General features: G+C 43.2%; 10 protein-coding genes. 9 read left to right on the top strand and 1 reads right to left on the bottom strand.

Features of this window, described 5'->3' with window-relative positions; all coding sequences use genetic code 11:
• Nucleotides 1–167 precede the first annotated feature (167 nt).
• The 7 genes from ACJJIW_RS20090 to ACJJIW_RS20060 all read left to right on the top strand — a co-directional run bounded on the left by ACJJIW_RS20090 (nt 168) and on the right by ACJJIW_RS20060 (nt 7473).
• A complete protein-coding gene (locus ACJJIW_RS20090) occupies nt 168–998 on the top strand; it encodes a glycerophosphodiester phosphodiesterase family protein (RefSeq protein WP_282932278.1) in 831 nt (276 codons plus the stop codon).
• A 644-nt stretch (nt 999–1642) separates the two neighbouring features.
• Complete coding sequence (locus ACJJIW_RS20085) at nt 1643–2005, top strand: hypothetical protein (RefSeq protein WP_444936182.1); 363 nt, start codon at nt 1643–1645, stop codon at nt 2003–2005.
• Nucleotides 2006–2057: 52 nt separating this feature from the next.
• Nucleotides 2058–2948 carry a hypothetical protein gene (locus ACJJIW_RS20080; RefSeq protein WP_444936181.1) on the top strand — a complete coding sequence of 297 codons (891 nt, stop codon included), beginning with the start codon at nt 2058–2060 and terminating at the stop codon, nt 2946–2948.
• A gap of 7 nt (nt 2949–2955) precedes the next feature.
• On the top strand, nt 2956–4026 hold the full coding sequence (locus ACJJIW_RS20075) for a hypothetical protein (protein WP_282932280.1): 1071 nt from the start codon (nt 2956–2958) through the stop codon (nt 4024–4026).
• A 69-nt stretch (nt 4027–4095) separates the two neighbouring features.
• Nucleotides 4096–5163, top strand: a complete 1068-nt coding sequence (locus ACJJIW_RS20070) for a hypothetical protein (protein ID WP_282932281.1) — start codon at nt 4096–4098, stop codon at nt 5161–5163.
• Between the two features lie 90 nt (nt 5164–5253).
• Nucleotides 5254–6315: a hypothetical protein gene (locus ACJJIW_RS20065; RefSeq protein WP_282932282.1), complete on the top strand. Its 1062-nt coding sequence runs from the start codon at nt 5254–5256 to the stop codon at nt 6313–6315.
• A 762-nt stretch (nt 6316–7077) separates the two neighbouring features.
• The gene (locus tag ACJJIW_RS20060) at nt 7078–7473 is read left to right on the top strand and encodes a universal stress protein (RefSeq protein ID WP_282932283.1); all 396 of its coding nucleotides are present in this window, start codon (nt 7078–7080) and stop codon (nt 7471–7473) included.
• A gap of 121 nt (nt 7474–7594) precedes the next feature.
• Here the strand turns inward: ACJJIW_RS20060 and nhaA are convergent, their stop codons facing one another.
• Nucleotides 7595–9025, bottom strand: a complete 1431-nt coding sequence (gene nhaA, locus ACJJIW_RS20055) for a Na+/H+ antiporter NhaA (protein ID WP_282932284.1) — start codon at nt 9023–9025, stop codon at nt 7595–7597.
• Between the two features lie 1258 nt (nt 9026–10283).
• Between nhaA and cysC the strand changes: the two genes are divergently transcribed.
• The gene (cysC, locus tag ACJJIW_RS20050) at nt 10284–10913 is read left to right on the top strand and encodes an adenylyl-sulfate kinase (protein WP_282932285.1); all 630 of its coding nucleotides are present in this window, start codon (nt 10284–10286) and stop codon (nt 10911–10913) included.
• A gap of 196 nt (nt 10914–11109) precedes the next feature.
• Complete coding sequence (locus ACJJIW_RS20045; protein WP_444936180.1) at nt 11110–13476, top strand: DUF6351 family protein; 2367 nt, start codon at nt 11110–11112, stop codon at nt 13474–13476.
• The last annotated feature ends 53 nt before the right edge of the window (nt 13477–13529 follow it).

Here is a 13529-nt window from a genome sequence, read left to right as displayed (position 1 = left end):
TGTAAGGCTTATTTTGATATTCTCTAAGTAATATGATGTTTAACAAGTGTTTTGTATGCGATATTAAAATGTACACAATGGCAGGAATATGTAGGTTCTATTTTTTTATTTGGCTTTTAGTTGTATCTGAGTAGTTATTTGTCTTTTAATATAAAGGGGAATTCTAAATGAACAACATACTCAAGGTCGTTACTTGTCTGGCTTTCTCAATGATCATTTATAGTCAGGTTTGGGCTATTGATATTCTTGCTCACAGGGGGGCATCTGGTGAGTACCCCCAGGGTACAGCCCTGGCTTTTGATATGGCATTAGAGCAGGGAGCAGATATCCTCGAGTTAGATATACATCTGTCGAAAGATCAATACATTATTATCAATCATGATGCAGACCTTAAAGAGAATACAGGTGTTGCGGATAAAATTGAAGATTTGACTTTGGGCGAAATTAAGGCCTTAGATGCTGGACACGAATTCTCCCCGGATAATGGCAGCACTTACCCGTTCCGTAATCAAGGGCATACACTCTTAACTTTGAATGAGCTGTTTGAACGCTACCCCAGCGCTATATTTAATATTGAAATCAAGCCAAATGATAAAGTGCTGTCGGAAATACTATGGCAAGTAATTGTTGATTATAGAATGGAACAGCAAGTCACGGTGGCTAGTCAGCATAACAAGGCTATGGGGCATTTTCGTGATATCAGCGGAGGATATATTAGGACTAGCGCAACTATTGGGGAACTTATAGAAGCGAGCCTTGCCTGGAGTTCGGGGTTTGGATGGGCTTTTAAACCGGATTTTGATGTTGCCCAATTACCATACAGTATCACGACGAAGCCTTATGTTCGTTTTTTTCAGAGTAAAGGTGTGGCGGTGGATCTTTGGACTGTTAACGACATGGAGGATATCGAGCGCAGTATATCGCTCGGTGTAGACGGGATTATTGGCGATTTTCCCGGGCGGGTCTACCAAGCACTTGAGAGTGCTGGTGAGCGTTAGCAATATTCACGAAACATCAAGATTTTCTTTATTGCTAACATTGACTCATTCAAGGCCGGCTTCGTGCTGGTTTTGTGTGAGAGGTTTAAATTCTAAATGGCTGGTTTTAGTCGGAGTATAGATGCTTAGTACCTGCGATTTGAAGCAACAATAATAAGGTGGGGTAACATCTGTACAGATTTAGTTAGTACTTTTTTGGTGCTATTGGGTTATTTTTGCAGCGTAATTGATTGACTCTAAACTGTACCATGGTGCAATAATGGCGGAGATGCTAGCTGATAACTAGTACGAAGGTTGTAATTGTGAAAAAATTGTGAATTTCTTGCATGAGATATATGTCTCAAAAGTGGTGGGAGACCAATTACATACAATTACATTGCTTCTAATTTTAGGTGATTATTTTTCAATCAATGTCATGGGTAGAGTAAATTCCACTCTGGCACCAATTTTTTACCCTGCATACTTATTGAATTTTGACTTTTAAGCCTCTAAAGCAAATCGAATTAATTCGATTTTGTGCGACAATTTCAAAAAATGTACTTAGAATGGCCCCACTGATAAATTGAGTCACAAATCTTCCTGCAGAATATCTTTATGTGACTTAATTCACAGGAGAAACTGCGTTTATTGAATAGGGATGAACAATGAACTCTTTACCTTCATCAGCTGCCGGCATGGGACTTAAAACCTTTGGTCAATCTGGTTCTGGTCGTTCAATAGTAGCTAATGACCAACTTCATCAAATGCTGGAGGGGTTTCAGGAGCTTAGCCGTGTACCTAGTAGCGATGGCTACCATGCCCTTGCATTGACTAATGCAGTAAATGGCTTAAGAGGAGCTGCCGCACCGGTTAATTCCTACTTAAAGAATGGAAGTGCAACTCGAAGGTGTATTGTTGGGGATGGTTTTGAGATTGAGTATGAATTAATCAATTACTATGGTGGACCGCAGACTGATGTTGTTATTCTTGATATTCGATTAGCAAGGCGTGAAGCGGAAAAGGAGTGAGTGGGAATCTAAAGATAGTGGTGGTAGCTGGTCAAGAAAAGAGGATCCAGCTATGTTTTTAAATACAAGCGGCAATGTAACAGGCAAGAAGGACTCTCCATTAAAAATTGGTATCAATGGATATTGTAAGGATTTAAATCATGCTGCTGAAATCTTACCATCCCATATTACTCGAGGTGATACTGTAGAATTAGAAAAATTGCAGGGTAAAGGTTATACCCTCTTTTACGTGCCACAAGATGGCACTGCAAAGGCAGGTTGGCGATATGTTAAAAATCTAGGGCGTGGTACTACTGCAAAGGATATGGAAGCTGCAAGGATTCTTGCCGGATATATGAAAGAGGCGCATGACAAAGGTCTATATGTTGACTGGATAAGTCATCGGGGTGGTTCAAAAGTGCTAACTAAAGCTATGGAACAACTTGCGTTAAGGCGGGTGAACGTAGATGAGAAGCAAACAATATTTCTTAGTGATGCTACTTCAAGTCATTATGTGGCCGATAATTTACGCCGTAAGGTTGGGATGAATACACAGGATTCTACATGGTTTAAGGCCACCCCCGGTGTTGCCCAGGTTGTCGGTGGCTCGGAATTGGGGCTCGGAAATATAGCGATGGCGGTAAGTGCGCTTTGCAGGGCATCAACGGGCGAAGATCGTATCAATAAGTTCGTAGATGCTGGACAGTCGGCCACAAATTTCTATAAAGAGGCTAAAAAAGTAGCTACTCCGACAATTTTGGCTGTCTCTACGGCGGTGTCCGCATCAACAATGGGGTATTCTTTTGCTGGAACAAAGGCGCTACTTGTTGCGCTTGGCGCCAAAGGGTTGAAACTTGCCGCTAGTACAACATTAGCAAGTATTCCAAGCCTTAATGAGCAGTATCATAGTGGGGCAACCATGCCTCTAAAGCAATTATTGCAGAAAAGTTTGGCCAAGAAATAGGATTTATATGAGTTTTTTAAAAGAGGTTTTCCCCCGAGGGCCAAATTTTCGTAGTGCGAGAAGAGTTGAGAAAATTTTATCTGGCTCTAAACTTTCTTTTATGGTGCCTCCTCCTGCCGACCCATTTTCCTCTGCTCAAAAATGGGAAGTGGAGCCAGATGAGATCGATATTCTTAACACTAAGAATTTTCAACCAATTTCATACCGTTCGAGTATGAATTTGGATGATAAAATTGATTTTCCACATATAAGTTATTTAAGGATATTCTCTAGCTGTTGGGGGTTTAAGGGAGTGCCCATTATTGGGGGGTATAGTGGTAATGTTAGATTGATTATAGATGTTAATTCAGTTGAAGATATACCTGTAAATGAAAGCTTATTTGATTCAAGAGTGTTGGCAAAAGAAGTTTATCGTAAGTACGAATTAGAAGATTTACATGATTTTCATAAAGGATTAAATGATGACCTATTTGATTTAACTCAGTATCGCTGGCCTAGTTATTTAGGCCCTGTTAATTGTCAATGGGTAAAACAAGCCAATAAAAATTGGCTGTACTTTGAAAGTCAGCCTTTACGAAGAAAGTTTGACAAGCTTAGCTGGTATACAGCATTGACAGATAAGCATTTTCTGAGCATTAAATTTAATATTACACGCTCAGCTTCAAATTCCGGCAACTCATATCGGATAAATCAGCGTGTATCATGGAAAAATTACATTAGCTTTGCACAGCGTATTGTAGATTCTTTAGATTTAGTTCTTACTTCTGATTTATCAAAGCGACTTTATCAAGTTCAGGAGCAGTCAGGAGCTAAAGATAAGCCTATTTTATCGTTTAGCGCCAAGCAGGTTGAGGATGCAAAGTATGTGATGAGAATGTGGAGTGATTCAGGGTATACAGATCCAAGTAAAGGTGAGGGTGAGGACCATAGAGCCTCCGCTAGCGAAGTTTCTAGTTTTATCGATAAGCGTATACAGCCTAGACCTTTACATAATAGTTATCCCCTGGGAAATAAAATAGAAGTTGTATCCAGAATTCCCACAGAGTACCTCCATCAGCCTTTAATTCATCACGAGTGATGAGTTAGAGGGGCTTTTGTTAGGCCTCTATGGAGGACATAGTACAGTTCTTTTGGGTGAAAGTTTTACATGGGTTATTTTAAAGATATTTTTCCTCGTGGGCCGAATTTTCGTCGTGCGAGAAGAATTGATAAAACGCTATCCGGCTCTAAGCTTTCTTTTATGGTGCCTCCTCCGGCCGACCCATTTTCTTCTATTCAAAAGTGGGAGACAGAGCCTGATGAGTTTGATATTTTTGAGGCTAAGAATTTTCGCCCAATTTCATATTGCCCGGGTAAAGACTTGGATGATGAAATCGAGTTTCCTCCTATTAGGTATTTAAGAGTATTTTCAAGTTGTTGGGGGTTTAAGGGAATGCCAATTATAGGGGGGTATGGCGGCAAGATTGGGCTGGTTGTTGCTATTACATCAATAGAAGATCTTCCCATCAATGAAAGTTTATTTAATACAAGAGTGCTGGCAAAAGAAGTATATCGCCGGTATGAATTAGGAGATCTCCACACCTTTGATCCGGGATTGAAAAATGATCCTTTTGACTTGACCGAGTATCGCTGGCCTAGTTATTTGGGGCCCATTAATTGCCAGTGGGTGGAACAGGCTAATAAAAACTGGTTATATTTTGAGAGTCAACCTCTGCGAAATAAAATTGATAGAATTAGCTGGCATACTGCACTCACTGATAAGCATTTTTTGAGTTTTAGATTTAATATTACACGCTCCGCTTCGAATGCTGGTAACGCATATCGGATAAATCAATGCCTTTCATGGGAAAATTATATTAGTTTTGCACAGCGTATTATGGATTCCTTAGAGTTCGATCTTACTTCTGACTTATCCGATCGTCTTGTTAAAATTCAAGGTCAGTCTGAGGGTAATGATAAGCCGATTTTATCTTTTACATCCAGGCAAGTAAACGATGCAAAGTATGTGATGAGAATGTGGAGTGGCTCCGGATATGTTGCCCCTGGTAAAGATACGGATGACAATAGAGCCTCTGCCGATGAGGTTTCTAGTTTTATTGACAGGCGTATTCAGCCTAGGCCATTGCATAATAGTTTCCCTTTGGGAGACAAAATAGAGGTTGCGTCTAGAATTCCTACTCAGAATCTTCATCATCCTTTAATTTATCAGGAATGAAGAGTCAAAGGGCTCCTCGATGAACCTCTATTCTTCTCAAGAGTCTGGATTTTATCATGCTTTTCTGAATGCAAGTCCTTTATGAGTTGTTTGAAAGAAATTTTCTCCCGTGGGCCGAACTTCCGTAGAGCTAGAAGAGTTGAAAAGACTCTATCTGGCTCTAAGCTTTCTTTCATGGTGCCTCCTCCATCAGACCCGTTATCCTCCTCTCAAAAATGGGACGTGGAGCCTGAAGAGTTTGATATCTATGAGGCTAAAAGTTATCGCCCAATTTCATATCGATCAAGTAAGAACTTGGATGAGAAAATTAATTTTCCAGCCATTAAGTATTTAAAAATATTTTCAAGTTGTTGGGGAGTCAAGAGTAGACCTGTTCTTGGAGGGTACGGGGGGAATATTAAACTGTTTGCAACTGTTGTCTCAATAGAAGACCTTCCCATCAATGAAAGTTTATTTGATACAAACGTGTTGGCAAAGGAAGTTTACCGCAAATATGAATTGATAGATCTTCATAATTTCGACCCGGGCTTGAAAAAAGATCCATTTGACTTAACTCAATATCGATGGCCGAGCTATTTTGGTCCCATCAATTGTCAATGGGTAAAGCAGGATGGTAAGAGCTGGTTATACTTTGAAAGTCAGCCTTTACGAAATAAGCCCGATAGGATTAGCTGGCATACTGCATTAACAGATAAGCACTTTTTGAGTTTTAGGTTTGATATTACACGCTCAGCTTCGAATGCTGGTAATGCATACCGGGTGAATCAGTGTATTCCTTGGGAAGATCAAATAAGCTTTGCTCAGGATGTTGTGGATTCGTTATGCTTGAATCTTACTTCTGACTTGTCCGATCGACTTGTTAAAGTTCAAGCAGAGCCTGAGGCAAATGATAAACCAATTTTATCGTTTACTTCCCGGCAAGAGAGCGATGCCAAGCATGTGATGAGGATGTGGAGCAGCTCTGGGTATATCGCACCTGATCAAGGAGGGAGCGGTGATAATAGGGCCTCTGCTGATGAGGTCTCTACTTTTATCGATAAGCGTATTCAGCATAGACCTTTACATAATAGCTATCCTTTGGGGGATAAAATAGAGGTTGTATCAAGAATTCCCACAGAGTGCCTCCATCAGCCTTTAATTCATCAAGGATGACTAGCTAAAGGGCTTCTTGATAGGTCTGTGGACTGTAATGTCACTTTGCTTTTGGGTTGTGGTTTCACATGAGCTATTTGAAAAATATTTTTCCTGGGGCGAACCTTCTTAGTGTGATAAGGGACCAGAGAAACATGTCGGGCTTTAGGCTGTCTTTTGTTGGGTCTGCATTAGCCTGTCGTTTGTCCTATATTTGAATTGGGAGGGTTGAATATAATAATTTAATATTCTTGAGACTGAGAATTTTTTTCAAGCCGAAAAGCTTTAAGTCGTGTTGAAGAGTCTAGGAGGAATATATAGCTTTTTTGGTAATTCTTTGCTTTCTTTATCGAAGGCAAGGTCGGGGCGCTTTGAGTTTGGAAAGTTTGAGTTGATGAAGTTCCAGTCGGATGCGGACTCTAAAGCACCCGTTACCGTTATATATTCAGTTTTATGCCTTACTTTCTAGTTGGTATGCTGTGATTTCGCTATAGATTTGTTTTTAATCTTGAATATACGGATATGCTGACTGTTGTTTCTACTTTTTGAGTGATTTAAATCAAGCACTTAATGGTTTTAATAGGCTATGTACACAAGGGTTTTATTCTGCGCCAAGTTAGATTTCCTTCGGTAGTTGTCTGCAGATCGGAGAGCGTAAAGTCGTGGAGTGCTTTCAGGAATCCTATAGTCTTTGTGCATTAGCCTTATTTCTTTTAACCTGTAGTTAGATTAATATCTATTTTGTTCAGATATTTTATATCGGCCATTTGCTGGAGGGGAAATATGTATAATACTATCCTTTGCGCTATAGAGGCGTCTCAAGAAGGTAGGTATGTGTTGTCTAAAGCGGTAGAACTATCTAAGAAATTCGATAGTAAGTTGATAGTGTTAAATGTACTGCCTTATAGCTTCTTGCCCAAGGATTATCAAAAAGAGCTGAAAGAAAGCGCAATTCCAAAGTTTGAGGAGATTACAGAAGACTTTGGGGTTAGCAAAAGAAACCGAGCTCTTAAAGTTGGAAAGCCTTATGAGGTTATTTGCAAGGAAGCTGAAAAGAGGAATGTGGACCTGATAGTTCTGGGTACTCACTCCAAGAAAGGTTTGAGCTCCCTGATTGGTTCTACAGCCAATAGCATAGTGAACTATGCGCATTGCGATGTAACTTTAGTTCGGATCTAAGTTTTAGAGCCATAGATAGTTGGATCAAAATTCGCCTCGTAATCACACAGTTCTTTGTGATGGTGCTTTTTAGTAGGCCGGGGCAAGCATATTTGCCCCGGCCTATTTTGATTACCGCAATTTAGTTGGAGGTAGCCTGAGGTGGGTGATCTGAGCCCTCGTTCTCGACGACATTGTCTTCTGTAGCGGGAGCGTTGCGTAAGACTAAAAAGCCAGCAGTTCCAGCGATAACCGATGCCAGTAAGATACCGGCCTTGGCTTGGATCAGAAGCTCATTTTGTGAGCTGAATGCTAGCTCGGCAATAAAAATGGACATGGTGAATCCGATACCTGCGAGTAATGCTACACCGATAATATGCTGAAAATTTGCTGCTTTGGGTAATTGCCCCCAGCCTAGTTTCCAGCCTATCCAGGTCGCCCCTACAATTCCGAGTAATTTGCCGACTACCAAGCCGAAAATAACCCCAAGAGTGACTGGGTTGAGTATAGCTTCAGAGCTACTGAAACTGTCGACCGGAATCCCCGCGTTAGCTAGTGCGAAGATTGGTATCACTACAAATCCAACCGGAATATGTAAGCGGGTTTCCATGCGTTGTAGTGGAGATTGGGCTAAGTTTACGCCATTACCCAGGCCCATTACTCGGGCTCGTAAATCGTCATTAGCGATAATTTTGTCACCTGGGCGGAAGCAGCGGTCAAAACTTCGAATTATATCTTTCACGAAGGTGCTAAATGCTACAGGGTCGTATTTGGGTTTGGCAGGTAATGCCATGGCAGTAATCACGCCCGCAAGAGTAGCGTGAACACCGGCTGAGTGAAGACCATACCATAACAGGCCGCCAACGAAGACGTAGGCTGCGGATCGGCGTATACCAGCGGCATTGAGTAGGCCTAGTACCATAACCAGGCCGCCTGAAACGATAAGCGCAGTCATGTTTACTTGTTCGGTGTACCAGACGGCAATAACGAGAATCGCCCCCAGGTCGTCTACGATAGCCAGTGCAACCAAAAAGGTTACTACTGCACGTGGTACTCGGTTACCTAGAAGTGCGATACAGCCCACGGCAAAGGCTATGTCTGTTGCCATCGGGATGCCCCAGCCTGGACCAGCTTCTGTACCTGAGTTAAGGGAGCTGTACAGTAAGGCTGGCACTACCATCCCGCCAATAGCGGCCATCACAGGCAGTACCGCTTGGCGAAGATCTGAGAGTTCTCCCACAAGAAATTCTCGCTTTAGCTCGAGGCCAACTAGAAAGAAAAAGATGGCCATTAGGCCGTCATTAATCCAGTGGTGCAGGGAAAGGGAAAAGGTCCAGCCCCCAGCACCTATGGCAATAGGCATATGAAGAAGGTGCTTGTAGGTTTCCTGCAGTGGGGAGTTAGCAACGATCAAAGCGATAAGCGCAGAAAGCATTAGCAAAATACCGCTGCTACTTTGTCGATGAATAAATTCCTCAAAAGGAGTAACCAGGCGACCAAATGCCTCTTCTAGCGGGGCTTCAAAAATTTTTCCTTTGCGAATTTTAAACCTATTTAAAACCCCTTTACTCATCGGCGAGAATCCTCCTTTCTTGGCTAAACCCTACGAAATATAGGGCTGTTATTTCTCACTTTAGGAGGGAGAGATTATCATGGATCTTGTATTTTTAACTAGATTAAAAGGTGTCATTCGGAGGTTGGTTGCAAGGGGGGGCAATAAGTTTCATGCAGTTGCTGGTGGGCGTTGTTAATTTATTGTTAATACTCTAATGTCCAAAGGGTGATTCTATATGTAGCTCTTGGTATTGGCGATTTGAACTTGGTTGTCGGTTTTTTGCCGTGAATGACATTAGTAAGATGGCCGTTAATTGTGTATTGATGGGCTGGGGTTGCAGCGGAGAATTATTTGTTATTTTGGCCTCAATAAGGATTTGTCTATATGCGCATAGATAAATAGATATGGGGCTTGAACAAATTTACTCTCTTCGCCTCTACTCGGTTGGTTTGGTCATAATTCGACTCTAAGTTTCCAAGCAGTTGAAGGTAGAGGTTCCCAGGGGGCATTTTTATATGGGCGGGAAGGATTGCAGTGCTGAAGTGAATTCACTCTTTGGTGATTTTATTGGTGGCCCATCAGGAGCTGGGCTCTCAATTAGTGACAATCTGAGGGGGATGACAATGACTGAATTATTAGGTCGGAGTTTTAGGTGAGAGTTTGCATTGCAAAACAGGAATATGCTTACTTGCACAGAGAGCAAAAAGATCCTTTTATATAAATTGCTTGAGCTTTAGAGGCTGGGTGAAGTGGCAATTTCAAAGAAGCTTATATTTTGTTGTTAGTGATTTGATATGAGTTCGTTTTCTTCTGAAAGTGGGAATATTTATATTTCGCAAGGTCAAAGGAGTTCAGTCCTATCTTAACGTTAGTGGAGGGGTTAATAGTTAAAACCAGGTGCAGACTTTCCTGTAGAGAGTAGGCTCGGGATACAATCAAAGAAACGCTCTTGTATTATTCAGCCTCGGTTTAAATGCAGGTGCTAGAGGGGTGTTCCTGCAGATGTCGCTGAAAAGTTCGTGAACTACGTCCCAATGAGAGTTTACTGACCGGACTATTTTTCTAATCTGATTTTCCTGCAAAGGAAATTTACCCCTTGCTTCTTATGCACTCAAGGCTTTGGATTGAATAGACACGTTATAACAAGGGGCTTTACGCTGGCCACTCAAATACTCGATAATTGGCGCCCATACCACAGGCAGACATTTGTACAGGGTACAGTGAAGTGTCTTGTACCGGTGGCATTAGGAATTGTATTCAAGACGTGGAGTGATCAGTGACGGCTACAGTTGAGCAAAAAGCGACCAATGTTCATTGGCATGAGGGTGATGTCACCCGTGAAAACCGGGCGAGCATCCTCGGCCACAAAGGCGTGACCCTTTGGTTTACCGGCCTTTCGGGCTCTGGTAAGAGCACTGTGGCTGTTGCGGTAGAGAAGGCTCTGGCTGCGCGTGGCGTGCTTAGCTACCGTCTGGATGGCGATAACATCCGCTTGGGCATCAACTCTAATCTTGGCTTCTCGGCTGAAGACCGCCAGGAAAATATCCGTCGTGTAGGCGAAATTTCCAAGTTGTTCGCAGATACTGGCGTGGTTGTTCTATCCAGTTTTATCAGTCCATACCGCGAAGATCGCGATTTGGTAAGAAAGATGCACGAAGCAGGTGACCTTCCTTACATGGAGGTATTCGTAGATTGCCCGCTGAAGGAAGCTGAGGCGCGTGATCCCAAAGGTCTGTATAAGAAAGCCCGCGCAGGTGAGATCAAAGGCTTTACTGGTATTGATGACCCCTATGAGGCGCCAGTTTCACCTGAGTTACACCTGAACACTGCTGAGATGACTCTTGAGGAGGAGGTTGAAGTGATTCTCTCTACTCTCCAGGAGAAAGGTATTATCGCTAAAGACTAAGCGGTACTATTCGTGAGAAGGGAGATCATTCGGTCTCCCTTTTTTGTTTTTGTCACAAAGATATTTGCGCTGTTGCGCATTGCTCAACAAGTCCTTCCTATCTTCAAGTCTCTCTTGGCGCCAACTGTCAGTAGCCTGGGACATCCGTTCATATACTCAAGCTGTACAGAAAGTGATGTTCCCTGTGGAGGCGCTTATGTCCGTAAGGAGAGGCTGGATACTCTCTATTTTGCTCTTGGTGCTAATAGGCCTGGGGGCGGCAGCATGGTATGGGTATAATCAGCTGCCAAAAGTCCATGGGAGCGTAGATGCTCCGGTGTTGGGTGTTCCTGAAGGGGGGCTGGACTATCAACCTATAGCTGCCTATTCCGGCCCTCATCCGAGAATGATGTCCCGCCCGCCTGAATATTTTCCCTTTCCTATTGGGTTAGGGGAGTTGGGACCTGTGGAGACTCTATTTAGTGGCCCGTCTAGGTACCCTCTCTATTGCGGGAAAAACAATATTACAAATAAGCAGCCCCTGGTAGACAACCAAAATGGGGAAGGGGTGCCCATTTTTGCTCTAAACGATAAGGGCAGGAAGACAAAAGAGGTTATTGGGTATAGCCGGGATTGCAGTCACGCTACTGAAGTTACCTATTTTTATCGAAGCACTACCGATGGCCAGTTTCACTATATGCATGAGGCCAGAAATGATATCGACAAAGTGACGGTAAACGGAAAACAGGTGGATTTTATTGTTCGCGTGGAGACGGGCACGATCAATCGTCACTTTTATGCGATAGCTGTGTTAAGGGGAGAGGGTGAGTCTGCGAGTAAGCCAAGTGGTAGCAATTGGAATAAACGGTTGATTTATCAGTTTCGTGGTGGCGTGGGTATAGGGGGGCGCCAGGGAAAGATTAACAAAGGAGATATCACCACGCGGCGAATGGATGAGCTTGCGCGCGGTTATGCGATTGTCTATTCGACCGCCAATCAGACTAGAAATCACTACAATATGTGGCTGGCGGAAGACACTGCTCGCAGGGTAAAAAAGCAATTTGAATCGTTGTACGGTGAACCGATGTACACGATTGGTATTGGGGGGTCAGGGGGGGCGATTCAGCAGTATCTATTTGCACAGAATGCTCCTGGCCTTTTGGATGCCGCTATCCCCCTCTATTCCTATCCGGATATGGTATCCCAAACTATTTACGCCTTTGACTGTGAGCCGCTGGAGTATTTCTTTGACATAGTGGATAGTTCGAATCAGCGTTGGAAAAAAGCTGAAGAGCGGACTGTTATTCAGGGGTTGGCAGCCAGTGAAAATGGATCGAGCAAATTTGGAGTGCTGAGCTTTTTCGCTGGGATTTTTAATAGCCGCTACCGAAATAAGATGCAAGGAAGTACTGAGTGCGTTGAGGGGTGGCGAGGCTTGGTACCACTGGTCAACAATCCTAACTTTGTTCACTTTGCGAAGAGTTTTGCATCGGAACTTGTCCCAAAAGTACATTGGACTCACTGGGAAGACCTGCGACAGTTTTATGGTGCTAGTGCATCGGGGTATGCAAATAGCTCTTGGGATAATGAGGGGGTTCAATACGGACTAAAAGCCCTGGTGAATGGCGAAATTAACATAGATACATTTCTACGCGTTAATGCTGCTGTAGGTGGCTGGAAAGCACCAGAAAATCAGAGCCAAGAGCAATTGTGGTTTATGAATGGAAATATGTTTCCTGTTCGCCTATCTCTTTGGAGTGAGCAAAACCTTAATATGGGAACACTTCAAAACCCGGCGAAGCGCAGTCGAGCAAGCCTGGAGACTATTAATGGGATATATCGTTCCGGCCATGTTTTCCTCGGAGATGTAGAGATCCCCATCATTGATTTACGGCATTACTTGGATAAAGAGCCGGATATGCACCATAGCTCAGCATCTTTCTCTGCACGCGAGCGTATTCGGCGCGCTCGTGGGCATGCAGAAAATCAATTGATCTGGATGAGTGACAAAGGTTATAACCCATTGCATGAGGCGCTAGACCTTATTGATCGCTGGATGCTGAACATTATGAAAAATCCAGGTAAAGGTGTGGTGGAAAACCGTCCGGATGATGCTAATGATCGATGCTTCGACAAGAAAGGAAATTTGCTGGCGTCAGGGGATGATGTCTGGAATGGTTCCTGGAATAGCCAAGCTCCTGGTAAATGTATGAGGGTATACCCGATCCATAGTACTTCAAGACAAGTGGCGGGAGCGCCAGTGACTGATGATGTCTTTAAGTGTGCACTGCAGCCGGTTGAGAGAGCTTTGGCGAAGGGTATTTATGGTCCATTCACAGAGGAAATTTCTAGTCGTGTAGTAGATCTAAAGCGGATTTTTCCAACCGGTGTGTGCAATTATAATGAGCAAGACCTTGCCCGCCCTAAAGAGCAGTTGATACCGAGGGAGATGCCAGTGAAGATTGCCGGTCATCTACTTGACCCTGACTATCGTCAGGGGAAGGTATTGCAAGGGGCAAGCACTGATGAGGTGGAAATGAGAGGAATACCAGTCTCTTTACCAGACGATTCGGACGAAAATTGACCGCGTATAAATATTTGGCGCGAAAATTGTTGACAGAAATCTACAGTCGGGTA

The sequence above is a fragment of the Microbulbifer maximicatervae (SeqCode) genome, from assembly GCF_052467815.1.
This window is presented reverse-complemented; position numbering and strand designations above follow the sequence as displayed.